The following is a 24,620-nucleotide window of genomic DNA, read 5'->3' as shown; positions in this document are numbered from 1 at the left end:
AGCGGACGGTTCGTGTCCGACTATGCCACTCCTGATGGCTTATATCGCGATCAGAAGCCGTGCCGACGCAGTTCCATCGCGATACGCGCGCGGGACGCGGTGTCGCGTGTCGGAAAGGCGGCAAAATAGTCCGCCACCGTGGCGTCGGGTTTGCGCCGGTGCACCTGGCGCCGCCATCGAGCCGCCTGGTCGTGTCGGCCAGCCAGACCATTGGCAGCAAGCGCGATCATTGCGATCAGATAATGTGCTCCGGGTGTGGTGGCTGCGCGATCGGCCCAGCTGGCGGCGGCCTCATGATCCTCCTGCTGGATCAGCATCTGCGCACGAACGCCGTGAATGCCATAGAGCAGCGGGTCGAGTGGGCTTAGATGCAGCGAGGTGTCCAGCGCGGTGAACGAAGCAGCCGCCTTTCCGTTCAGCATATCGGTGAAGGCCGCAGCGTAGAAGCCTTGTGCATAGTTAGGGTTCAGCGCCGTCGCCCGTGCCAACCAGTCAGCAGCGACTTCGGGCTCATCCGTCAACCAGAATGTGCGACCCATTGTGAAGTTCGCAAAGGGGTCGAGAGCATCCAGTTCCAGACTGCGCTCGGCATGGCGCCGTGCTTCGCGAGTGGCCAATGCTGGATCAGGCGTCAGACGCAAGAACGCGTCGAGAAAGCTGGTAAAAGACAGTCCCGCATGAGCACGCGCGAAGTGCGGATCCAACTTGACCGCCCGTTCGAAACAGACCTGCGCCAATGCCGTGTCGTCAGTCGTGAAACGGTACAGATGACCGAGGCCGATGTGATAATTCGCCCAAGCATCCAGCCCCGTCGGGTCGCTCAGCCGCGCGATGCGCGCTTCGTTGAAGGGTATGTGGGCCTCAAGCGCCGATACGAGGTGCGCCACAATCCGCGCCCTCAGGTCACCGATGTCTTCAACAGGAGCCACGAGCCGATCGGCCCAGAGCATCTCGCGGGAGCTGGTGTCGGTCAGTTCGAGCGTCACAGCAATGATACGATTGTGGCTCTCGATAATTCCAGAAAGGACGTAGCGCGCGGTAAGTGCTGCAGACACCAAATCCAGATCGGCTGCAACTTGCCGGAAGCGGAAGGATGACCCTCGCGCGATCACCGCAAGCCATCGCAGTCGCGATAAAGCCTCGATGATCTCGTGCGGAATCGCATCACCCAGAATGGCGAGCTCCGGCAACATGCCGAGCTGTTGCAAGGGGAGTACGGCGATAGAGGGGCGCCCGCCGGGGCGGTCAAGCGGTTGGTGAACGATACCCTCAACAGACGCGTGCTCGAGTGGCAGTGTGGATACCTCGGGGATGAAGCGGAATCCCCGGCCATGAACCGTGCGGATTACTGCCTGTCGCACACCATTGTCGCCGACCGCCTGACGGGCTGAGCGGATACGGCTGGAAATGCTGGCATCCGAGACCGCCTGACCTTGCCAGACCGCAGCGACGATCTCGTCCTTCGAGACCATGTGATCGCGATTTCGGACCAGATGGATCAGCAGGGTAAGCACTTGGGGTTCCAGCCGCACCGGTCTTTCGCAGTGGCTGAGTTGAAAGCGCTCCGGGTCGAGACGAAAATCACCGAATGCCCAAGTCATGTGAGAGCATATGGTATAATCGCCGACTTCTACAGGAATTCTTCAGAACTCCGTCAAGCTTGCCCGACGCGGATGCCTTAAGATCAACAACTACAATGGCGCGGGCCTTCCGAAGGCCCAAAAAGGGAACGGAGAGAGCAATGCAAGAAAATTCAATAGAAATAAGACGGTTTGAGAAACCAGATCAACTCCTGGACATGAAAGATCGAGGGGGCATCTCCCATCGTCAACATGGTCGATGGCAGCACAGGAATGCGTGCAATCTTTGAACCCGGCTGGACCTGGGAGGCTGACGAGAAACCGCTGCTCGGCTCGCCCGACTCCTGCCCCATGCGGCACACCGGCTACTGCATGTCGGGCAAGCTTGTGGTTCGCATGATCGACACGGGCATCGAGACACATCTGAGCACGGGCGACTTCTTCGAAATTCCGCCCGGGCACGATGCCTATGTCGAAGGCGCCGAGCGGGTCGAACTGATCTTGTTTGCGCCACCCGAACACCAGCACTGACCATTTCCCGCTCATGCTGGTTCGCTCGGAAGACCGGATATTTGCACCCGGCCGAACACGGACACAGTGGTCCCGAAGCAAATTTCATGTGTCGACCAGGATTGTCCCGGTTGATGAAGAAAGGACGGAGAAAATCGATGGACGCAATGACGATGCGCACAACACAGGGGCGCGGCAGGCTTTTCGCCAGCGTCCTCGAAACCGTGGGGGACACCCCTGCGATCCGGATCAATTCGCTCGCGCCGGACGGTGTGGAGGTCTACGTGAAGGCCGAGGCCTTCAACCCGGCCGGATCGGTAAAGGACCGGCTGGCACTCAGCATCATTGAGGAGGCCGAACGCGACGGAAGACTGAGCCCGGGACAGACCGTGGTCGAGGCGACGTCGGGCAACACCGGAATCGGACTGGCCATGGTTTGTGCAGCCAAGGGCTATCCGCTGGTGGTTACAATGGCCGACAGCTTTTCGGTCGAGCGTCGCAAACTGATGAGGATGATGGGTGCAAAGGTCGTGCTTACGCCGCGCGCGGAAAAGGGCTTCGGCATGTACCGCAAGGCAGTGGAACTGGCCGAAGCGAATGGCTGGTTCCTTGCCCGCCAGTTTGAAACCGAGGCGAACGCCCGTATCCACGAGAACACGACTGCCCGCGAGATTCTCACCGACTTCGACGGCAAGCAGCTGGATTACTGGATCACAGGCTACGGCACCGGCGGCACGGTGACGGGGGTGGGGCGTGCTCTGCGCCGCGAACGGCCGGAAACAAAGATCGTGCTGTCGGAACCCGCCAATGCGCAGCTTCTGGGCAGCGGTCACGCGCAGGCGCGCAACCCGGATCATTCGCCCGCCGAAAGCCACCCTGCTTTCCAACCACATCCAATCCAGGGCTGGACCCCCGACTTCATTCCCCACATCCTGCAGGAAGCGCTGGATGACGGGCTTTATGACGAACTGATCCCTGTTGCCGGCCCCGACGGCATTGCCTGGGCTCAGAAACTCGCGCAGCGGGAAGGCATTCTGACGGGTATCTCTGGAGGCTCGACCTTTGCCGTCGCCATGCAGGTCGCCGAACGGGTCGAGCCTGGGGCCGTCATCCTCTGCATGCTGCCGGACACAGGCGAACGCTACATGTCAACGCCGCTGTTCGAAACGATCCCTGAGGACATGACCGAGGAAGAAACGGCACTGTCGCGTTCGACGCCCGGTTATCAGATGGCCGCAGAATAGCCGCCGCAACCCACGGAAAAAATGATACGACTCTGCACGATCCGTCTCTGCAGTGCCCTGGGCCAATCAAGTCGGGTAGGGAAAACCGCAGCGGTCCCGCGGCTCGAATCAGCAACCAAAAAAGTCCGACAAGCTGCAGCCGGAGCCGCTACCAAGTCATCAGTCGGCCTGACGGGCATTTTCGGTTACCTGCAGTATCCATGAACGCGCAGGGCAACTGCGAGTCTGAAGCGCCCTGACGTTCATCCGCGCGAGCGAACATCACATCTTGGGAAAGCCAACCATGACTGCAGTCGCAAATGAAGCGAAGACCGCCCGGGAGGAAAACCTCGACCCTGAGGATTGGGAAACGCTTCGCATTCTTGCCCGACGCATTGTCGACGACGCGGTCGATTATACCCGCGACGTTCGCGAACGCCCTCTTTGGCAGGTCATGACACCCGAGGTACGCACGCAATTCCGCCGCCCAGTACCGCAGGAGGGCCGGCCGCTAGCTGAAGTCTACGACGATCTCGTCACGAACATGTTGCCGTACCCGATGGGAAACATCCATCCACGCTTCTGGATGTGGTACATGGGAGCGAGCAATTTCACGGGCGCTCTGGGAGACTTCCTTGCAGCCGTTCTTGGCTCGAATCTCGCCGGCGGCGACCATGCTGCAGCTGAGATCGACAAGCAGGTCGTTTCCTGGATGAAGGAAATGATAGGCTATCCCGCAACGGCCAGCGGTACGCTGGTCTCAGGCGGATCAATGGCCAATCTGATCGGCCTGACCGTCGCACGCAACCAGATGTCTGGCATCGACATGCGTGAACTGGGCATAGGCGCCCTGAAGGCACCCCTGAGGTTCTACGGCTCGGATCAGATCCATTCATGTCACCAGATCGCATTGGAAGCGATGGGGCTGGGCAACCAGGCCCTTTGCCGTGTGCCATCCGACACGGCTTGCCGGATGGATGTTGCAGCCCTGCGCAGGGCAGTGGACCGTGACAGAGCGGCAGGGCACCAGCCCGCCTGTGTGATTGCAACTGCCGGCACGGTCAATACGGGCGCCATCGACGATCTGCAGGCGATCGCTGATTTCTGCGTCGATGAAGGGCTGTGGCTGCATGTAGATGGGTGCATCGGTGCACTCCTCGCAATAGCACCCGAAGGACAGGCGCTGATACAAGGGATGAAGCGCGCCGATTCCATTGCACTGGACCCGCACAAATGGCTGCACGCCCCCTTCGAGGTTGGCTGCGCTCTTGTCCGCGATGCGGATGCACATTTTGGCAGCTTCACGCTGACGCCAGAGTATCTTGAAAACGCACCGCGCGGCATCGCGTCGGGAACCTGGCTGCACGACTTCGGACTTCAAACTTCACGCGGATTCCGTGCCCTCAAGGTCTGGATGGCGCTGGAGGAGCAGGGCGTGGCCAAATTTGGCCGCCTCATCGATCAGGACCTTGCTCATGCCCGCTACCTATCGGAACGAATAGAAGCCACCCCTGATCTGAGCATGTGTTTTCCGACCGCAATCAACATCGTCTGCTTCCGCTATGATCCGGAAGGACTGCCCGAGCCGTCGCTCAAGAGGCTGAATACCGAAATCATGGTGCGAATGCAGGAAGCCGGCATCGCCGCAGTCTCCGACACCACAGTCCAAGGTCGCCATTGCCTGCGCGCCGCAATCACCAACCATCGCACGACACGCGCCGATCTGGATATCCTGATCGACGAGGTTTTACGCCGGGGAGAAACGCTGATGGGGGAGGCCGGTTTTTTGACAGCCACGGAGCTTCACATGCAGCGTGCCTAGAGGACAAGTGCGGCTCAAGCTTGCAAATCTGCGCTTTGAGCTGCCCCACAAAAGGAAAGAAGATGAAGGTCTCGATCGTACAAAAACCACCGATCTATCTCGATCTCGAAAAATCCATGGTTTGCGCGGTAGAAATTGTTCAGGAATCCGCAGCCATGGGCTGCGACATGGTGGTTTTTCCAGAAGTCTGGCTGCCTGGCTACCCCACTTTCGTCTGGCGGCTACCGCCAGGGGCCGGTATGGGCAAGACGGATGCGCTTTATGCCCTTTCACAGGCCAACTCGGTGGATCTGGGCAAGAATGGATTGAGGCCGCTACAGGAAGCGGCACAAGACTGTGCTGTCGTAGTGGTGATCGGCTATCAGGAGATTGACGGTTCTGTCAGTGGCAGCACACTTTTCAACAGCTGCGCGATCATCGATGCGGATGGCAGGCTGGTCAACAATCACCGCAAGCTCATGCCGACAAACCCGGAACGGATGGTTTGGGGTTTCGGTGACGGCGCCGGCTTGAACGTGGTTGATACCGCCATCGGCCGTGTCGGTGCATTGATCTGCTGGGAAAACTACATGCCGCTCGCACGCTATGCGCTCTATGCCCAGAACATCGATATCTATGTTGCTCCAACATGGGACAGCGGCGACACATGGTTCGCAACAATGCAGCACATCTCACGTGAGGGCGGTTGCTGGGTGATTGGTTGTGCGACGGCACTGGAAGCATCCGACATTCCCGAAAACATTCCTTTTCGCGACGAGCTTTTCCCGAACAAGGACGAATGGATTAACGCGGGCGACGCCGTCGTCTACAAGCCCTTCGGTGGAATCATGGCCGGCCCGATGCATCAGGAAAAGGGCCTCCTGACCGCCGAGATCGATGTCGCTGCGGCACGGGCGTCTCGACGAAAATTCGACGCCAGTGGGCATTATGCGCGACCCGACGTTTTTTCTCTCACCGTGAACAGAAAGAAACAACGCCCGGTACTTTTCGAATAAACCTCCACCGAAACTTTGAAAGCACCAGCTATTCTACTTCTCTACTCCCACTCGATCGTACCGGGCGGTTTGCTGGTCACGTCATAGACCACGCGGTTGATGCCGCGCACCTCGTTGATGATACGCGTGGCCGCACCGGACAGGAAACCGTGATCGAAGGGATAGCTTTCGGCCGTCATGCCGTCTGTGGAGGTCACGGCCCGCAGGGCGCAGACATAGTCATAGGACCGGGCATCGCCCATTACGCCCACGGTGCGGACCGGCAGCAGGACAGCGAAGGCCTGCCAGATCGCATCATAGAGGCCGGCCTTGGCGATCTCGTCCAGATAGATGGCGTCGGCCTTGCGCAGAATGTCCGCCTTCTCGCGCGATACCGGTCCGGGAATGCGGATGGCCAGGCCGGGTCCCGGGAAGGGATGGCGGCCGACCAGGCTTTCCGGCAGGCCGAGTTCACGGCCCAGCACGCGGACCTCGTCCTTGAACAGCTCGCGCAGGGGCTCGACCAGCTGCATCTGCATGCGCTCGGGCAAGCCGCCCACGTTGTGGTGGCTCTTGATGGTCACCGACGGCCCGCCGGTGAAGGAGACGGACTCGATTACGTCGGGATAGAGCGTGCCCTGGGCCAGGAAGTCCGCGCCGCCCACCTTGGCCGCCTCCTCGTCAAAGACGTCGATGAAGGTGTTGCCTATGATCTTGCGTTTCTGCTCCGGGTCCTCGACCCCTTCCAGCTTGCCAAGGAACAGTTCGCTAGCATCGCGAGCCACAAGCGGGATGTTGTAGTGGTGGCGGAAGACCTCGACCACCTGCTCCGCCTCGCCCTGGCGCAGCAGGCCGTGGTCGACGAAGATGCAGGTCAGCTGCTCGCCAATGGCCTCGTGGATCAGCACGGCCGCTACGGAGGAATCGACGCCGCCGGACAGTCCGCAGATCACGCGGCCGTCGCCCACCTGGTGCCGAATGGCCGCCACCGCCTGTTCGCGGAAAGCGGCCATGGTCCAGTCGCCGCGGCAACCGGCAATCCTGTGCGTGAAGTTGGCCAGTAGCCGGCCGCCGTCCGGTGTGTGCACCACCTCGGGATGGAATTGCACACCGTAATAGCGGCGCTGCTCGTCGGCCACAGCGGCACAGGGAGCGCCCTCTGAAGTCCCGATCACTTCGAAGCCCGATGGCAAGGCAGCCACCCGGTCGCCGTGGCTCATCCAGACCTGATGGCGCTCGCCCACCTCCCAGAGATCTTCGAAGAGTGGGCTGGCCTTGCGGATCTCCAGGAAGGCCTTGCCGAACTCCTGATGGTCCGAGCCCTCGACCTGCCCGTCCAACTGGGCGGCCATGGACTGCTGGCCATAGCAGATGCCCAGCAGCGGAACCCCCATCTCGAAGATCAGTTCCGGCACACGTGGGCTGCCCTCGGTGGTGGTGGAGGCTGGTCCACCCGAGAGAATCACGCCCTTGGGCGCGAAGCTGCGGATGCGCTCTTCCTCGGCATTGAAGGGCATGATCTCGCAATAGACGCCGCTTTCGCGAACACGGCGGGCGATCAACTGGGTCACCTGGGATCCGAAGTCGAGAATCAGGATGCGGTCGGTCATGGCTGTGTCTTTAAATCCTTCTCGCCTGGAACGCCGCCGCAACGGCATGAAGATCTTGCGTCCTTTTAGCCTTTTGCCGCCGGCAGGTCAGCCCTTTACGCTCTTCAGCCAGCCGATCAGGTCCGGCCAGGCATAGGCGGTTTCCTCCAGCCGGGTCCCGGCAAAGCTTTCAAGCCGCTGTCCGATGGACTGGCCCCCCATGGCCTCGTAGAAATAGCGGCTGTTGTTGCCGGACAGCACCCAGAGACAGGCGTTGAAATGGCCGGCCGCAGCCATTTCCTCGAACGCTGCTGTCATCAGGGCACGCCCCGCGCCCCGGTTCTGCCAATCGGGGTGCACGTAAAGCGCATAGATTTCAGAGCGAAAGGGCAGTTGCCCGGCACGGGTTCGCCCCCAGGCGGCAAACCCGACGAGGGTGCGCTCTTCGCTTTCGGCCACCAGGACCTGCATCTCCTTGCGCCGGGCCGCCAGTTCCCGCCAATAATGGGTGCGTTCCTCGACGGAGAGGGCAATCAGGTGTTCGTCCGGCACAAGTCCCGCATAGGCTGCGCGCCAGGTCTCGACATGTATTTCCGCCAAAGACCGCCCATCCATGGCCGTGGCGTCACGCACGCGAAAAACCATGTCAGTCATCCGACACCTCCTGCCGCTCCAGGACGGCCGCGAAGAAGCCATCGGTGCCATGCGCGGCCGGGAACAGGCGCAAGTGATCCTCGACGCCCTCGGGAAGCTCTGTGCCGAGCAGGTCGGGCCATAGCTCCTTGACCGGCCTCAGCACAAAATCACCATGGTCCTTGAGGAAGCTGTCCACACGCTCTTCGTTCTCCTCACGCAGCAGGGAACAGGTGGCGTAGATCAGTCGGCCCCCCGGCTTCACAAGGCGCGCAGCGCTGTCCAGGATTCGCCCCTGTAACTCCAGCAAGGCGTTGAGGTCCTCCGGCGACAGGCGCCACTTGCCCTCGGGATTGCGCCGCCAGGTGCCGCTGCCCGAACAGGGGGCATCGACCAGGACCCGGTCAAAGGACTTTTTCTGCCGCTTCAGCCAGGGATCGCGTTCGCTGGACAGCGCCCGGCGGGTGACGTTGTGGACACCGGCGCGGCGCAGCCGCACCGAAGAACGCGCAAGGCGCTTTTCCAGGACATCGCAAGCCAGCAACTGGCCCTTGTTCTCCATGGCTGCGGCCAAAGCCAGGGTCTTGCCACCGGCCCCGGCACAGAAGTCACAGATACGCTGTCCGGGGCGGGCGTCGGCCAGGAGGGCCACCAGCTGGGAGCCCTCGTCCTGCACTTCCAGCAGGCCGTCGCGAAAGGCCTTCGTTGCCGCCACAGGCCGCCGTCCGTCAATCCGCAACCCTAGGGGCGACCAGGGACAGACTTCTGTCTCGATGCCCTCGTCGTGCAGGGCCTGTTTCACCCTATCCACATCCGCCTTCAAGCTGTTGACCCGCAGGTCCACCGCTGCCGCCTGGCGCAGGGCTGCCAGTTCGACCTCGAGCCTGTCTCCCAGCGCCCGCTGCAGCGGGTCCATCAGCCATTCCGGCATTTCAAGGGCCACAGAAGGCGGCTGGTCGGGATGATCCAGGGTGTGCGTGGCAAGCGCCTGCAACAGGGCCCGTTCCTCCGCGTCGGACGCATGAGGGGCGTACTTGCCGCTGCCCAGGCATGCCAGAAGGCTGTCCAGGCTTTCGCCATTGGCCAGCAGATGCCAGGCCAGGATCTGGCGCCGCGGCGTCGCCGTCCCGCCCCAGCGCGCAATCCACCAGTTGATGCGAGCGTGGCCGCGCAGCGCCCCATAGCACTGCAGGGTGATGTTGCGCCTGTCCTTGGCGCCGATGTAGCGGCGCTGTCGAAAGTAGTCGGCAGCCACCCGGTCCGAGGGTCGCTGTGTTCCTGACATGCTTTCGTATAGCTCGATCGCCGCCTGCATGCGGGCCGCAGGCGTCATGTCACTCTCCTGAAATGACTCCTGGCAAGAGCAGTCACCCTAGTTGCGATAATTCGGCGCTTCACGAGTCACCACCACATCGTGAACGTGGCTTTCCTTCAGACCGGCATTGGTCAGGCGCAGGAAGCGGCAGTTCGTCTGCATATCCTTGATGGTGGCATTGCCGGTATAGCCCATGGCGGCGCGCAGACCGCCGACCAGCTGGTGAATGACGGTCCCGGCGGTCCCCTTGTAGGGCACCTGCCCCTCCACGCCTTCCGGCACCAGCTTCAGGTTGTCGGCAACCTCCTGCTGGAAATAGCGATCGGCGGAACCGCGCGCCATGGCGCCCAGAGAGCCCATGCCGCGATAGGTCTTGTAGGTCCGTCCCTGGTACAGGAAAACTTCACCCGGGCTCTCGTCCGTACCGGCCAGCAATGAGCCGATCATGGCGCAGTCGGCGCCCGCAGCAATGGCCTTGGCCAGGTCGCCGGAGAACTTGACCCCACCGTCTGCAATCACCGGCACGTTCTGGCTGTGGCAAACCTCCACGGTATCGAACAGCGCCGTCAGCTGCGGCACCCCGACACCGGCCACCACGCGTGTCGTGCAGATCGAGCCCGGTCCAATACCGACCTTGATGGCATCGGCACCAGCATCCACGAGGGCCCGGGCGCCATCTCCAGTGGCCACGTTGCCGGCGATCACCTGCACTTCGTTGGACAGCTTCTTCACCCGGTCCACGGCGTCCAGCACACCGCGTGAATGACCATGCGCGGTATCGACCACCAGCACGTCCACATCGGCATCCACCAAGGCCTCGCCCCGGCGCAGACCGTCCTCGCCCACGCCGATGGCCGCGGCGGTCCGCAGGCGCCCCTGGGGGTCCTTGCAGGCATTGGGGTGGGCCTGGGCCTTCTCGATGTCCTTCACGGTGATCAGGCCGGTACAGCGGAAGCTGTCATCGACCACCAAAAGCTTCTCGATGCGGTACTGGTGCAGCAGACGGCGGGCTTCATCCCGGCTGACCCCATCCTTGACGGTGACCAGGTTTTCCTGGGTCATCAATTCAGAGACCGGCTGCTGCCGGTTCTCGGCAAAGCGCACGTCGCGGTTGGTGACAATGCCCACCAGGCGGCCCGTTTTGCGCTCGACCACAGGAATGCCCGAGATCCCGTTGGTGTCCATCAAGGCCAGCGCATTGGCCAGGGGCTCGTCGGGATGGATCGTCACGGGATTGACGACCATGCCGCTTTCGAACTTCTTGACCTTGCGGACCTCGTCGGCCTGCTCCTCGATGGTCATGTTCTTGTGGATCACGCCCAGACCGCCGACCTGCGCCATGGCAATCGCCATACGGCTTTCCGTCACGGTGTCCATGGCCGAGGACAGCAGCGGAATGCCCAGTTCGATGGTGGAGGTCAGGGAGGTGCGCGTGTCTGCTGTGCCGGGAAGAACAGATGACTCCGCCGGCTCCAGAAGCACGTCGTCAAAGGTGAATGCGTCGCGAATCTGCATGCCAACCGCCTTGATTTTGGATTGGCGGCGCATCTTACACGAGGTCCCTGCCCTCACAAGAGCAAAGCCTGGCTTGGCAAGGGATTCTACGCGACTGTCACAGTGCCGGTTCCGGCTGTCCCTTTCTGGTTGCTCCAGGCCGGACAACGAGGGTCAGTTGGGCCCACTGCTGCGTCCGCTGCCGCGAAATCCCTGGGCCACGACATAGAGTTCGGATGAATCGCTGCGGCTTGCCGGCGGCTTGATGTGCCGGACCCGCTCGAAATTCAGTTTCAGGCGATCCAGCAATTCCTTCTCGGTGCCGCCCTGGAGCACCTTGGCCACAAAGCTGCCGCGCGGGCTCAGCACCTCCTCGGCGAATTCCAGGGCGGCCTCAGCCAGCCCCATGATCCGCAGGTGATCCGTCTGGGAATGTCCGGTGTTGGCGGGCGCCATGTCGGAGAGCACGACGTCGGCTCCACCACCCAGCAGGTCGCGCAGCTTCTGCGGGGCTTCGTCGGCCATGAAATCCATTTCCAGAAGCTCGGCGCCCGGAATCGGATCCATTTCCAGCAGGTCGATGCCGATGACGCGGCCGCCGTTGCCCACACGTTCCACAGCCACCTGGGCCCAGCCGCCGGGGGCCGCGCCCAGGTCGACCACCACCTGGCCCTTGCGGAAAAGGCGCACCTTTTCGTCGATCTGCAGTATCTTGAAGGCCGCACGCGAACGATACCCGCGCGCCCGGGCTTCGGCCACATAGGGGTCGTTCAACTGCCGCTGCAACCAGCGTGTCGAAGAGGCCCGCCGCCCCTTGGCCGTACGCACCGGCGTATGCAGCCGGCGCGATGCGGCACCGCCGCCGCGCTGCCCCTTGCCCTGTCCTCGCTTGCTGTTGCTCATTCGGCAGCCTTCGCGGCTGACAGGAGATCCTGGGACACGGCCACACCCTGTCCCTGAGCAATCAGGCCCGCCAGGATTCCTTCGCGCACCCCGCGGTCGGCCACGCGCAGGCGCTCGACAGGCCAGGTGCGCAGGAAGGCATCCAGGATGGCGCAGCCCGCAATCACGAGATCGGCGCGCTGCACGCCGATGCAGGGGTGCGCCACCCGGGCCTGGTAAGGCATGCGGCAAATAGCGCGAATCACGGCACGGGCCGTATCGGCACTCATGTAGAGGCCGTCCACCTTGTGCCGCTGATAGCGATGGAGGTCGAGATAGACGCCTGCCATGGTCGTGACAGTCCCTGAGGTTCCGAGAAACTGGAGATTGCCCTGGTCTGCAAGGGACTGCAGGCCGGCGATGGCTTCAAATCCGTGCAGGGCTTCCAGAGCTTCCGCCACCATAGCTTCGTAGACCGGGCTTTCAATGTCCTTGCCGCCATATTTTTCGGCCAGGGTGACCACGCCCATGGGCAGAGAATGCCAGGCGCGCAGGTTGCCCGTCGCCAGGGCACCGTTCTTGACCAGCGTATTCCCGCAGCAGGTCAGCCAACTCAGTTCCGTCGAACCGCCGCCGATGTCGAAAACCAGCGCATCCGGGCAGTCCGACGCCAACAGGGGGGCGCAGCCCTGCAGGGCCAGGCAGGCCTCCTCCTCCGAGGTGATGATCTCCAAGTCCAGGCCGGTTTCCTGCTGCACGCGCTTGAGGAAAGCATCGCAATTCCCGGCACGGCGACAGGCCTCGGTCGCGACCGCTCGAAGGTGACGTACACCCCGGTATTTCAACTTCTCGGCACAGACCTGCAGGGCCGAGATGGTGCGCGCCATGGCCGCCTCGCTCAGGCGCCCGTTGCGCCCCAGCCCCTCGCCCAAGCGCACGATGCGTGAGAAGGTATCCACCACGCGATAGCCATCCTCGCAGGCGCGCACGATCAGGAGGCGACAGTTGTTGGTCCCCAGGTCCAGGGCGGCATAGAGCGGCGCCGTCGATGCGGTGCGCCCGTCGCGCGGGGCCATGGAAGCAGAGCTGTGCTGCTGACCGGAGCTGTCAGTGGCAGCATGCTTGCTGGCTTCCTTCTGCACTGGCACCCGGATCCCTCCGACTCGATGATTGACCTTGCCCGCAGCCCTTGTCGACGCCCGACCGGTTGCCGATGGATCCCCGAACCGACCAGCGGCAGGTCCCACAGGGCAATCAATGACTTTAAGACCTTTACCCGGATGATGGCCAGAGCACAGCGCGGTTTTTTTGCCTTGAAGCCGCTGTCGCAAGCTTCAGGGCACCAACAAATACCCGTGGTCCGCCTGATGGAAACAGGCGCGCACGGCCAATTCCCCAGACAAATTTTCGCCACCCCGGGGCTTGCATTCCCCCACCCGCTTCGACTACATAGGGCCTCGACGCTGACGGGGCCACGCCCCGTTACGCCAAGCCCTCTGCTGGGGGATAGTTTAATGGTAGAACGGCGGACTCTGACTCCGCTAGTCCAGGTTCGAGTCCTGGTCCCCCAGCCAACGTTTTCAGTTTTTCCCTTGAAAACAAATAGATAGCAGGCCGCTCAGGAACCTGCGGTTCCGGGTGTGACACAGAGCTATGACACCGAGCTGTGACACACAGACCCGGCACCGCCCAGTCCAGGAGGCGGTCATGTCCACGCTCGCCATGCATCTGCAGCGCCGCGGCGCACGTTATTACTTTCGCAAGCGCCTGCCATGGTTGTATGCTAGAATCCTTCATCGCAGCCATGTCGTCAGATCCCTGAGGACCAGTTGCCCGCGCCAGGCCCGACGGCAGGCAAGCCGTCTCTCGGCGCGTCTCGAGGACGCTTTCGAATCAACGGAGATCATGAGCGAAGAAGAAAACCGGGAGCCGAGCCGCGCCGAACTCGACCAGATTCTCATGGATATCTTTACCGAGATCCTGGAAGTCGGCGAACTCAATCGCGCATCCCGCAGCACAGGATATCGCGCCGAGCCCATCGAGGAAGAGCACACGATTCCGCATCAGTTGCTCGGCATGACCAATACCGAATGGCACAAAGCCCGCGCGGAACTGAAGCTTGAGCTCAACGATCTGGAGAGCGCTGAAGAAACCGTAGAGTCAAAGCTCCAGCAATACCGCCTGCGGCTTCCCGAGGACCAAGTCGAGCGCAAGCTCTTCCTGCGTCAGGTGCTTGCTACGGAAACAGCTGCGCACAAGGTCGAGATAGATCGCGAGCAAGGCCTCTATTATCGCCCTGAACACCCCTTCATCGCAACAGCCGTTCCAGCTGGTAAGCATGCATCACCGGTTTCCGTATCGGCCTCACGGGAAACGCTATCTCAAGCTTATGAGACCTTTGTTCAGGCAAAGGAAAAACTGCGCGATTACACCGACAAGACCGCCAATCAAGCGCGCTATGCCATCTCTTTATGGCTTGATCTGATGGGAGACAGGCCGTTCGCGGAAGTGCAACGTGCTGATGCCGCTACATTTCAAACGGAGTTGGCCGGCATTCCTTCCCTCTCCGGTCGGTCCATCTATAAAAACAAGACACCATCGGAAGCAGCGCGGATACGTCAAGCACTTGCCGATAAGCTTGAAGAGGATATCGATACCATCACTATTGAAGGCAAATCTCTATTCCGCGAGAAGGCTGAAGAGTACGCTGAACCGCTGAGCCCAAAGACAATCAATCGTCACCTTGGCTTCTTGTCGGAATTTTATAGTTGGAAGATTGATCGTGGTGCTTACAGTTTTCAGAATCCCTTTCAAGGTATCCGCTACTCAAAATCTCAGGTTCGCAAGCACACGAACGCGCGTCAAACGTGGCAGCTTGAGGAACTCCAGACGCTATTTCAATTTCCGATTTGGACAGGATATAAGAACCATCGCAATCGCATAACGCCTGGGAATATCCTGCCTCAGGACATCCGCTTTTGGGCACCGCTGATCTCGTTGCATTCAGGAATGCGTGAGCATGAAATCTGCGGACTTGAATGTGATCACGTCATATTCAGTGCGGAAGCCAATAACTGGCTGTTCTACGTCTATAAGGGCAAGACGGAGAATGCCCAACGCTACGTTCCAATCCACCCTAACCTTCTAGAACTCGGCCTACTTGATTTCATCGAGTGGTCTAAGCAGCAAGGGCAACGTCGTCTGTTCTACAAAGATGCCCCGTATTTCACCGCCACGCACGAAGCAGAGCGCGTAAGTGATTGGTTTACAAATTATCGCAAAAGCCTTGGCATTTATACCAAGCGAGTAGACTTCCACTCATTAAGACACAATTTTAAGACGACGTTCCAGCAGCAGTTCCGCGGTGACAACAGTATCGTCGATTCAGTGATGGGACACTCTGGGGGAAATGATGTCCATACAGCTTACTTCCATGGCTATCGCGCCAAAGACGTCTCGGATGCTGTTAAGTCACTGGATTTCGAACTCGACTTCACACCGATAAAAGAAAGTCAAGCCACTCGTATCCCGATGCTTGAAGCTCCCCAAAAACCCCCCCCAAATAAAAAGAAAGGCAAAGACAGCTCTTGACTTAGTACGGCTTCGACCACATCGATCGTGCCCGCGATGCGCCGCCGGGAATCACTGTTATCTGGTTCCCCGTGAACACCGATTCCAACTGAGGTGATCTGGCAATTTCGAGGGATTATATAATACCAATGGCTCTGATTTATGGCTCCCCGGCGTATGACATCTTAACTCCCGCGATAGCAGGTCCGTTCAACCCCCATTCTCAAACGGTCTCTAAGAACCATAAGCAGGGATAGCGAACATCTGCTCACTTCTTCTCAGCAGCCTTGCGTCCCTTCTTAGCGGTTTTCTTTTTCGTTTCCTGTGCCACTTCCTCTTTTCCTCTACGAATCCTGCCCAGGCCGATGTTCTTAGCAAGCTCAGAACGCTTGGCCGCATAGCTGGGAGCGACCATCGGATAATCCGGAGAGAGATTCCATTTTTGCCGGTATTCTTCGGGTGTCATCCCGTACGCGGTTTTCAGGTGACGCTTCAGCATCTTGAGCTTCTTACCGTCCTCGAGGCAGACAATATAATCGCCCTGAACAGACTTCTTGATGGGAACAGCCGGTTTTTGCTCTGGTTCTTCAGGAATAGGCTGCCCGGATTGCACCAGTGCTTCGTGAACGGACCGTATAAACTCTGGAAGATTACCAGGAGCGACCGAATTTCGGCTCACATGGGAAGAAACGATCTGCGATGTAAGAGTCAGCAGTTCAAGGTTTGTCGGTTCGTTATCAGACATCAGTATTTCCTAACATAACCAGCATAAATTTTCCCCAAATCACCAGCCGGGTACTTATGAAATCGGGGAATCGCATGACATAGGGGCGCTATGTATGTCTTTGAATAGCGCAGAATAATACTCATGAAAAGCACTGAACTGATCCCTACATTTCCTGCACGCGTATCAAGTGCGCCCCTATACTCAGTGATTATTGCTCTCCCCTGGAATTAAAAAAGAGCGGCTTAAAACTTTTGTCCATTCCGGTTCAACATACCATACTATAAATTGATTCTATTATTGGGCGTAAAATTGGCCAGAACTTAATCTAGCGCCAATGACCGTGAAGGGAGGGACAGTAAGTTGACCCGTGATGTCGAGGATAACCCCTTACACTGTTAATCCATTCTGTAAGAAGATGAGTGCTCATCGCACTCTTCAACCGAACGGTTGGCCAAACAGGGAGATCGGAAGAACCCCGAGCAATACAAGATTCAGCAATGACTGGACGCCCCCACGGTGCGAAGAACACCAGCAGGAACGTAGTAAACATCTCGAGTTCGGAGACGCTGGATCCAATCCCCCACATCGATCGCACAAAACCCAACTCGAAAGGCCATGTGTGGACGACCTCCGGAAAGCAAGGGCGATTTTGACGGTGAGACGTTCGGTCGAGTGCAGTCACGTGTGCGGCCTATAAATGCAGCACTTCTGGCTGGCTGACCCTGATGAAGTCCGCGGAGCGGCTCCCTGATCACGTGAACGTGCTCGAAGCGCTCTGACCCCTTAGGTTTGTCCCATCCCCGGCTGCGGCCGGTCCGTCATCACGTCTCATCACTCCTGCTCCTGGCCGAGATCATCTGGCCAAGCTTTGCGGCGGGATGGCCATGTAGTCTTCGCGTCTCGACATCAACGCCCAGGCGGTCCGCGCCATCTTGCAGCATAAGCACTGCCTGCTGAACCTCGGTCTTACAGCAACGAAACGCATCGTAGGCCGGGTCACCGCCTCGGCATCGGCCGCGTCAGTCTTGCCGCGCTTCACATACGGCTTCGCATAGGCGGGTGGCATCAGCCGCACCTGGTGGCCCATCGCTCTCAGCGACCGTGCCCAATTGTGAGCCGAGGCGCAGGCCTCCATGCCAATCAGGAGGAGGTCGTCCACAGCATCACGTCAAGGCGAACAGCGCGCTCGCGGAAACTCCGAGGAATGGTTCGTCGGGTGTCGTCCCATAATAGCTCCTACTTTTAATAAGTCGGAGCTTCCGGAGAACCCGGTACGGTTCATTCAGAATCATAGGACCAGCTGTTGGTGAGCTCTGGCTGCGCGTCGCCTTTAATGCACGCGCAGCCAGAGCTCACCAACAGCTTAAAAAAGCGTGTGCAATCTCAACCAAAACCAGGAGTGCGCACACGATGACGTTTACATCATTACCACCGCTATTTAGCTGCTCATCAGCACCGAAATCTCTTACATACTCGACACCGCTGAGTATCAAATCAAAGGGTTCAACTTTACTGAGACCATGGCTCTCAGCCCTCGAGAACTCAAACCATGTGCAGCAAGTTCATCTTGTGGCCCAGCGACCCGCAACAGCCAGAACGCGAGAGAAAACGCGTCTCAACCTACGGGAGTTTCAATACTCAATAGAACGCGCCCTTGAAGTCATTGCGAGACCGATCCCGAATGATCAACGCCGTCTCTTCGAAACTTCACTCTTTCTAAGTCTTCACGACGAACAACTCACTATACGATGCCGCGTGCGCCCAAAGACCGCCACGACAGCCCGTATCAAGCTTTTGCATGCCCTCGATTTTTCGGAGAGCCGACGTATAGCCACTAGCTCGCTAATGGCTTTCTGGTCTTCTCAGAAAGCCTGGCTCTGCGAAAGCGGCATTCAGAAGCTTGAACTGCGCTGCGATGTCGAGACGACTAAGTCCACCTCCCAAACCCACGAAGCTGCCTGAACAGCTCCCCACTTCCCGAGACGGTATGGAAATCAAATTATGAACGAGCCAAATCCGATTCTAAGTTTCAATCACTACCTACCTGAAGGTCACTATCGTTACCACCCAACTGAAGGGGCAAGATTCAAAGTCAACAATGACCGCAATACAAAGCCTGAGAACATCTATGAAGATGTTTCCGCGCTTGGTGAACAGCTACAGCATCACTTTGCAACAGCCAGCATTTTAATGAGCGGACGCATAACATCCGACTCACCTGAACAACTTCTTTGTCACAATGCTTTTGACGATACACTTGAACTGGTCCTCGGAACCGCGACTAATGGCATTACGCCAGCTCACAGAAGAGAAGCGTTCATTAAGGTGCGCGTTGAACGAGGCTCATATTCAAGCACACATCCAACATACTCGGTATCTGCATCTCTCTCTGGTCTAGCTGAAGATGACAGAGCACTAGATATCATTTCACGAAAAGGGCAAGAGCGGCTCGTTGCACGATGCTTACAAACTTACGTGACACGCAATATTCACTGGTTTGATGCTTCTGGCTTAGATTTGCTGATTCTCTGCTATAGCCTGAAGTTTCCTGCTATGCGGTATCCAGATTTGGAACGGACATTTTTAGAGTTCAGGAAAACAGAGCATGGACGCAATGTCATAAAAGACCTGATACATACAATGTAAATTATTGAACAATATAGGAACAATATCTCCGGGGGTCATATGTATGACCCCCGGTTTTTTTACAAAACGCCCCTGTATAGATCTCACAAGAAAAAATTTATAATCAATAACGGACACATAATAATAAAAAGGAAAAAGAATGTCCGAAAAACTTTCCTCTGCGTCGATATATCTAACCATCCGTGAAACGGCCGACCTTTTGCAAGTCAGCGAGCGAACAATTCATCGCTGGACAAAAGCTGGCTTGAGGGTCGTCAAGATCGGTCAAATTACCCGGATCTACTATCAGGACCTGGAAAATTTCCTGAACAGCCAGAAAGAAAATTCCCAACAAAATCAAGGGTAAAATCGGATGCGGGAAAAAAATCCGACATCATCCGCACGGGGTGACACCGCCGCCTCTTCCCGCGTTTCCGGCGTTGTCACCCGCTGTCCGCCCGTGACCATCCATGCCGCTCCCACAGCCTCCCGCAGTTCCTGAAAATGGAGTTTTCCAATGCCCTTTGATGCCCCGAGCTTCAATGAGACATCACCCACCTTCGCCCATGTCCTCCTTGTCCTGGAGACGGCGAGCCTGGACGGAATCGCCGATATACCGGAAACCACGCGCCGGCGCCTGATCCGGGATGTACACCAATTCTGTCGCTGGGCCGGACGAAACCCGGACAACCTGTCCACGCACCCGAGAACCATCCAGTCCCTGACCCGGGATTGGACTGGCGCCACGTTCGGGGTCTCAGACAAGAGATATGCCAACGTGCTTTCGTCACTTCGCAGGGCTCTGGCTCTGGCCAGGGATATATTTTTCGATCGCAAACCGGCGCAGCAGCTGGAGGGACCCTGGGCTGATCTGATGTCCGGTCTACAGAGCAGTTGGGCAAAGCCGGTGCTCTCCCCCTTCGTACGCTGGTGCGCCGCTCAGGGCATCACGCCAGATGCTATGACTACCCAAATCGCCGAGAACTATCTGTCCTATCGAGAGAACCGCGATGTCAGGCACAATCGCCAGAAGCTCACCAAGCAGTTACGCAATGCCTGGGCACGTGCCCAACGCGACGTCACCGATTGGCCGCGTGTGCCGCTGGAGATCGGGGAATCAACACAGGGTTACATGCTGCCCTGGGAAGTTTTTCCGAAGTCCCTCAGAGACGAAGTCGAGAACTATCGGAAATCCCGGGGTGTCCAGACCGGTGTTGGTTCCAGCCAAGATGTCTCACTTCGGGATGTGCTGATGAAAGCAAACCCAGAGCTTGCAGAGAGCAATACGGTACTCTCCATCGAGGATCCCTTAGGGCAGCGCACTCTGGACGAACAGACCCATACACTTCGCTTAGCGGCGAGCACCGCTGTGCGCGCGGACGGCTGTTCACCAGACGATTTGATCTGTATCGCAGACATCACAACACCAGCCAGCGCCGCCGCAACGGCCGAAGAAGCTCTCACTCGAAATGGCAAAAACAGCTCTTACGCTGGCAATCTTATCAAGAATCTCCGTTCCGTTCGCGCGCGCTGGACCGGACTCTCGGAAGAGGAAAAGCACCTGTTCAAGAGTCTACGGAAAAAGGCCGAAGAAGGAGTTGATCTGCGTGCCATGCGTCCCCAGAACCGGGAGAAGTTGGCGCAATTCGATGATCCAGCACGTCTGCGGCGACTCATTACCTGGCCGCGCCGGCGCATGATGGTACTCGAGCAGGAGCGCAAACACTCAGGGCGGGTGACACAGAACATGGCCCTCGATGCGCAGGCCTGTGTAATGGGGCTTCTCCTCATGAGCCTGCCCGTACGCCGGGGCACACTGACCATAACTCGAATTGAGGAAAACTTCCGCTGGCCCACGCTCAGAAAAGGCGGAACGGCAACGCTTTCGTATAGCTCCCAGGAAACAAAGACAGAGCGTCCCGCAGCCGTGGTACTCTCGGAATGGAAGGTGGACCTCCTTCGAACCTATCTGAGGGATTACCGACCACGGCTGTTGTCCCAAAATGATCGAAGCAATCCCTTCCTCTTTCCAGGGCAGAAGCCTGGACAACCGAAGAGCTATTCCAGGATAGCCAAGACCATGACACAAGCCGTCCGGAAACAAGTGGGTGTGCACGTAAACATGCACTTCTTCCGGCACCTGATGGCGTCTCTACTTTTGCGGCAGTCTCGCAACCTGGACATGGCCCGCGCGCTGCTGGGGCACTCTGACGGCAGCGCCGTCACTAAACTCTATGCAGAAATGCAGCAGCGGTGGTCCGCCGAGGACTTGGACCGCATCACGACGCGCATGTCCAAAGAACACGGCCGCTTGCAGCGATCAGGAAATGCAAAATAGGGAGAGCAAACAATGCCCGAACAGGTAATAAAAACCCCACGCAAAAGACCAACCAGCAGACTGGCCAGTCTTCCCATCAGCTCCTGGCCCGATACCCTACAGCAAAGGTTCCAGTCATCTGCCCAGATCATGGGTTGGGGCGATTCTTATAAAACTCGGGTCGCAGGTGCCTTGGGGAAGCTCTTTCAGCTTATGTGCTCTCAAAATGGTAAAGATACATGGTTTTCTGGACCACCGACCTGGCAATCTTGGAAGGCCTATATCGCAACCCTTGAGAAGCATTATTCAGCCACGACCGCACTCACCTATCGAGAGCTCGCAGCGCACGGCCTGTGCGCCTTATATCAGGATGAAATCCTCCAGGACATCATCGATGACAACCGCATGGAACGGCAGCGCCTAACCAGGAAACCGTACAAACCAAAATCATACTCATCTGCAGAGAACCGCAAGTCACTTAAAATCGGGGACTGGCCGGAGAGTTGGCAGAAGAACTGGCATAAAGCCTTCGAAACCAAAACCTGCTCATCTCTGCGCGGATTGCTCGAGCAGGATGAAACTGCTGTTCAGGGAAATGGAAAGCCGCCTCGGGAATGGTCCATTGCATACAGGAACCGCGTCGCGCGTGGTCTCGGGCTTCTTGCGGGCTGGATGAAGTCCAGGCATGTGACTGAGGTGACTCAGGCCGGCATTCAGGACTGTATCGCGGAGTTCGCACATCAAGCTCCGAAATCTGTCCTGACCTATCTTCAAGAAATTCACCGAGGGCTGCTCATACTCGAGCTTCATCCTGATCCCGAGTGGCTGGCGGATGAAATTATGTGGCTGAAACGCCGTGCCCATCCGAGAAGTCGTCAGGAAAAGCTGCTCCCGCTGGGTCAGCTACGTGCCGGCGCCATGGCCCACCTTGAAAAAATGGAGCGTCTGCCGGTCAGCCGGCAGACCGCTTCCAGATACCGTGACGCTCTGATCCTAGCACTTCTAACCTACCGACCCGATCGAGTTGCGGATTTCCATACACTGGCACTCGGTGAGACCGTGCAAGTGAATGAGGAAAGTGCACAGCTTTATGTCATGCAAGCCAAAACTCATCAGGGAAAGAGCTCTGACTGGCCTACCGAACTCCAGGTGCCGCTGCAGAGATACCTGGATGTGTACAGGCCGATTCTATCGTGGGGGCACACTGAAGATGCCCTGTGGCTTTCGGGCAAAACCGGCAGTCCCTTATCGCAGTCGCGGCTCGCATCTGTCGTGACACAACTCACCAATGCGATCTTTGGGAAAAGCCTCTCGCCACATTTCATCCGCAATGTCTATGCAACTAGCTTCGCTGAAGAGAACCCGGACCGCCTACCTGACGTATCAATGATGCTTGGGCATCGTGATGAACGTTCAATTGACGCCTACACAACACATGCATGCTCGGTGGGAGCTGGTCGAGCTCTGGAAATTGCTCTTGAAAGTCTGTGAAGTATTTATAAGGCCCGCAGAATGTGCAGGTTACTTGGCCGGCTTGAAACTTTTTCTCAACTACCCCAGGATTTCCGCCAGCACCAGCATCGGCAATGTGAGGATTAGCCTCAGCTAGGCGTGCACCAGATCACGCTTCTCGCCAGGTAGAATGGGTGGCTTCGCCATTCAACGAGCGCTGTACCTCATCCGCCTTCTGTCGCTCTACTCTTTTATGCGCGCCTTGATCGCCGACTGATACACGCCATCCTCAATGGAGTGCGATGCCAACTTTGGTGTACTCATGCTTGCCGAATGCCTTGCGATCAACCTTGGCGTGAACGCGCCTGCTCGAGGTTAAGGCGGTTCATCAACTGAGCATGGGTCTACACCCTCTCAGCGATGGCCTTGGCCGAAACCAACCGATCATGGCGGTCAGACGATATGAATGCCTCGATTCTGACGCGCAGGATGGTCTGTTTGTTGTCGGAAGTACCAACCCGATATTGGTTGAGGCAGCTAAACCAGTCGCCCACGAGGAGGCCTACAGCCGTGCGGTCGAGCTTTGAGACGCCTGCAGTCGTACTTTGTGCACACCCCGACTCCGGTCACAGTTGCTGCAACGAGTGCAGCGATCGCCAATTGAGGGACTTTGGGCGCGCCAGAAACCTCCGCGCCATCGTAAAGCTGCGTGGGAGTCGTGGCTGCCGCCGTTACTCACAGTAACATCCTCAGTGTGATGTAGAACTAAATCGAGTTAGCCCATTTGCTCAGTTTCCCATCAGTTTGGGTTGTGATAGCGCTACTAATAGTGGTTAAAACATATTCTGCAGTCTGACACCCAGTATTTTTGTGGCGATTTCAACGGGGAAGAATAACAATGCTTCGTTATACTGTTATTTTCTTGGTCCTCTCTTCCCCTGCTCTGGCCGAGGTTTGCGACCGCTCTTTGTACCCTCTAGAAGAGTCAATAGAGAGTGAGCCAATCCAAGAACCCAGGATCAATTTTACATACGAATCCGGTGTTTTTTCCCATGCCGACGGTGCTCGCGTAACCGCGTATTGTATCCGCAACGATGCATACAGGTCCATTCGTGTAAAATGGCATGGTCCCTATCCCCCTGTATTGTTTGAAGACTATGCGACGGGCGGCGGAAGGTCTGCGGACCATCACAAGAAACGCTACACGAGAACCGAACGCGGTGATCAAAGGATCGAATATGGACCAACAAAAAATTATGGAAGAGAGACACAAGGTAGGACGATTAAGTTTGAGGCCCTCTTGGAGACGCCGCAGCCAATCCCAGAGCAGGCAACTTCCCGTGATATCTTGAACCAGTCCATGCCGGAGGTGCTGGCCGACGCCAACTTGCTAGACACCTATCTCGACGCCTATCGCAGTTCGCCGGAAGGCGGCAACGAGCTAGTAATCTGGACCTACTCAAGAAACTGGGTTCCGGCGGACAGCCAGGCCCTTGCGCAGCTTGCTGCGGGGGAAGAGATAGAAGGTTACGAAGGGCCTTACATCCCGGTGTCCTATGGGCTTAGGTCGGCAATCGATATCGACAACCAAATGGCGACGTCTTCAATTCGATTTTGGTTTGGCCATTTTACCACCAACGACGAGGCGGTCGAACTCGCACGGGAGTTTGAGATTGGCGCCCGCCTCTCTGTTGTGACCGCTGCTGGGCCTTTTCCAGGTCTGGCCGATCTCGAATTCGAAGAGCTCTATCCCTTGTCCGAAGAGGATCAAGGCTTTCTGAGCCAGGACATACTTAATGCCGAGGTCGGCGGCGGTGCGGCCGTCCAGATCGCACCCTGGACCGTCGGGTTGGCCTTTGACGGCACTCCGATTTCGGCAATGCAGGCTGAGTTGTTCGCGAATTGAC

At 58.1% G+C, this 24,620-nt stretch carries 18 protein-coding genes, 1 tRNA gene and 1 pseudogene; 11 read left to right on the top strand and 9 right to left on the bottom strand.

Annotated elements, in window-relative coordinates; genetic code table 11:
* Positions 1–50: 50 nt before the first annotated feature.
* Positions 51–1,601: a winged helix-turn-helix domain-containing tetratricopeptide repeat protein gene (locus BP38_RS0106550; protein ID WP_026987071.1), complete on the bottom strand. Its 1,551-nt coding sequence runs from the start codon at positions 1,599–1,601 to the stop codon at positions 51–53.
* A 252-nt stretch (positions 1,602–1,853) separates the two neighbouring features.
* Here BP38_RS0106550 and BP38_RS19420 point away from each other — a divergent pair, with 252 nt between their 5' ends.
* The 4 genes from BP38_RS19420 (at position 1,854) to BP38_RS0106530 (ending at position 6,130) form a co-directional block, all read left to right on the top strand.
* On the top strand, positions 1,854–2,111 hold the full coding sequence (locus tag BP38_RS19420; RefSeq protein WP_211250246.1) for a cupin domain-containing protein: 258 nt from the start codon (positions 1,854–1,856) through the stop codon (positions 2,109–2,111).
* Positions 2,112–2,248: 137 nt separating this feature from the next.
* On the top strand, positions 2,249–3,334 hold the full coding sequence (locus BP38_RS0106540) for a PLP-dependent cysteine synthase family protein (RefSeq protein ID WP_026987070.1): 1,086 nt from the start codon (positions 2,249–2,251) through the stop codon (positions 3,332–3,334).
* A 283-nt stretch (positions 3,335–3,617) separates the two neighbouring features.
* Positions 3,618–5,135, top strand: a complete 1,518-nt coding sequence (locus BP38_RS19415; RefSeq protein ID WP_051609065.1) for a pyridoxal phosphate-dependent decarboxylase family protein — start codon at positions 3,618–3,620, stop codon at positions 5,133–5,135.
* Between the two features lie 62 nt (positions 5,136–5,197).
* Positions 5,198–6,130 (top strand): carbon-nitrogen hydrolase family protein, encoded by a 933-nt coding sequence (locus BP38_RS0106530; protein ID WP_026987069.1) that lies wholly within the window; start codon positions 5,198–5,200, stop codon positions 6,128–6,130.
* 41 nt (positions 6,131–6,171) lie between these two features.
* On the opposite strand, the gene guaA is transcribed toward BP38_RS0106530, so the two are convergent.
* The 6 genes from guaA to BP38_RS19410 all read right to left on the bottom strand — a co-directional run bounded on the left by guaA (position 6,172) and on the right by BP38_RS19410 (position 13,170).
* Positions 6,172–7,719 (bottom strand): glutamine-hydrolyzing GMP synthase, encoded by a 1,548-nt coding sequence (gene guaA / locus BP38_RS0106525; RefSeq protein WP_026987068.1) that lies wholly within the window; start codon positions 7,717–7,719, stop codon positions 6,172–6,174.
* Positions 7,720–7,806: 87 nt separating this feature from the next.
* The gene (locus BP38_RS0106520; protein WP_026987067.1) at positions 7,807–8,352 is read right to left on the bottom strand and encodes a GNAT family N-acetyltransferase; all 546 of its coding nucleotides are present in this window, start codon (positions 8,350–8,352) and stop codon (positions 7,807–7,809) included.
* The gene (locus BP38_RS0106515; RefSeq protein WP_026987066.1) at positions 8,345–9,664 is read right to left on the bottom strand and encodes an RsmB/NOP family class I SAM-dependent RNA methyltransferase; all 1,320 of its coding nucleotides are present in this window, start codon (positions 9,662–9,664) and stop codon (positions 8,345–8,347) included. The genes BP38_RS0106520 and BP38_RS0106515 overlap by 8 nt, the downstream gene beginning before the upstream one ends.
* A 39-nt stretch (positions 9,665–9,703) precedes the next feature.
* Positions 9,704–11,161 carry an IMP dehydrogenase gene (gene guaB, locus BP38_RS0106510; protein WP_026987065.1) on the bottom strand — a complete coding sequence of 486 codons (1,458 nt, stop codon included), beginning with the start codon at positions 11,159–11,161 and terminating at the stop codon, positions 9,704–9,706.
* 153 nt (positions 11,162–11,314) lie between these two features.
* Positions 11,315–12,043 carry an RlmE family RNA methyltransferase gene (locus BP38_RS0106505; protein ID WP_026987064.1) on the bottom strand — a complete coding sequence of 243 codons (729 nt, stop codon included), beginning with the start codon at positions 12,041–12,043 and terminating at the stop codon, positions 11,315–11,317.
* Complete coding sequence (locus BP38_RS19410) at positions 12,040–13,170, bottom strand: Ppx/GppA phosphatase family protein (protein ID WP_245602355.1); 1,131 nt, start codon at positions 13,168–13,170, stop codon at positions 12,040–12,042. The genes BP38_RS0106505 and BP38_RS19410 overlap by 4 nt, the downstream gene beginning before the upstream one ends.
* Positions 13,171–13,522: 352 nt before the next feature.
* Between BP38_RS19410 and BP38_RS0106495 the strand changes: the two genes are divergently transcribed.
* Positions 13,523–13,596 (top strand) — tRNA-Gln (locus BP38_RS0106495).
* 133 nt (positions 13,597–13,729) lie between these two features.
* The gene (locus BP38_RS0106490; protein WP_162175129.1) at positions 13,730–15,613 is read left to right on the top strand and encodes a site-specific integrase; all 1,884 of its coding nucleotides are present in this window, start codon (positions 13,730–13,732) and stop codon (positions 15,611–15,613) included.
* 247 nt (positions 15,614–15,860) lie between these two features.
* Here the strand turns inward: BP38_RS0106490 and BP38_RS0106485 are convergent, their stop codons facing one another.
* Both BP38_RS0106485 and BP38_RS19405 read right to left on the bottom strand, forming a co-directional pair.
* Positions 15,861–16,337 carry a Ros/MucR family transcriptional regulator gene (locus tag BP38_RS0106485; protein WP_026987062.1) on the bottom strand — a complete coding sequence of 159 codons (477 nt, stop codon included), beginning with the start codon at positions 16,335–16,337 and terminating at the stop codon, positions 15,861–15,863.
* 946 nt (positions 16,338–17,283) lie between these two features.
* Positions 17,284–17,463: pseudogene (locus BP38_RS19405) on the bottom strand (IS110 family transposase); the annotation flags it as partial.
* Between the two features lie 857 nt (positions 17,464–18,320).
* Here BP38_RS19405 and BP38_RS22535 point away from each other — a divergent pair.
* From BP38_RS22535 to BP38_RS22530, 5 genes are all read left to right on the top strand, one after another.
* Entirely contained in the window at positions 18,321–18,965 is a 645-nt protein-coding gene (locus BP38_RS22535) for a hypothetical protein (RefSeq protein ID WP_155992251.1), read from the top strand.
* 139 nt (positions 18,966–19,104) lie between these two features.
* The gene (locus tag BP38_RS0106475) at positions 19,105–19,311 is read left to right on the top strand and encodes a helix-turn-helix domain-containing protein (RefSeq protein WP_026987060.1); all 207 of its coding nucleotides are present in this window, start codon (positions 19,105–19,107) and stop codon (positions 19,309–19,311) included.
* A gap of 507 nt (positions 19,312–19,818) precedes the next feature.
* The gene (locus tag BP38_RS0106470) at positions 19,819–21,282 is read left to right on the top strand and encodes a tyrosine-type recombinase/integrase (protein ID WP_162175128.1); all 1,464 of its coding nucleotides are present in this window, start codon (positions 19,819–19,821) and stop codon (positions 21,280–21,282) included.
* 12 nt (positions 21,283–21,294) lie between these two features.
* Positions 21,295–22,752, top strand: a complete 1,458-nt coding sequence (locus tag BP38_RS0106465) for a tyrosine-type recombinase/integrase (RefSeq protein WP_026987058.1) — start codon at positions 21,295–21,297, stop codon at positions 22,750–22,752.
* A gap of 859 nt (positions 22,753–23,611) precedes the next feature.
* Positions 23,612–24,619 (top strand): hypothetical protein, encoded by a 1,008-nt coding sequence (locus tag BP38_RS22530; RefSeq protein WP_026987057.1) that lies wholly within the window; start codon positions 23,612–23,614, stop codon positions 24,617–24,619.
* Position 24,620 lies beyond the last annotated feature (1 nt).

Source organism: Fodinicurvata fenggangensis DSM 21160, assembly GCF_000686045.1.
In the GTDB taxonomy this organism is placed as follows: domain Bacteria; phylum Pseudomonadota; class Alphaproteobacteria; order Kiloniellales; family DSM-21159; genus Fodinicurvata; species Fodinicurvata fenggangensis.
This window is presented reverse-complemented; position numbering and strand designations above follow the sequence as displayed.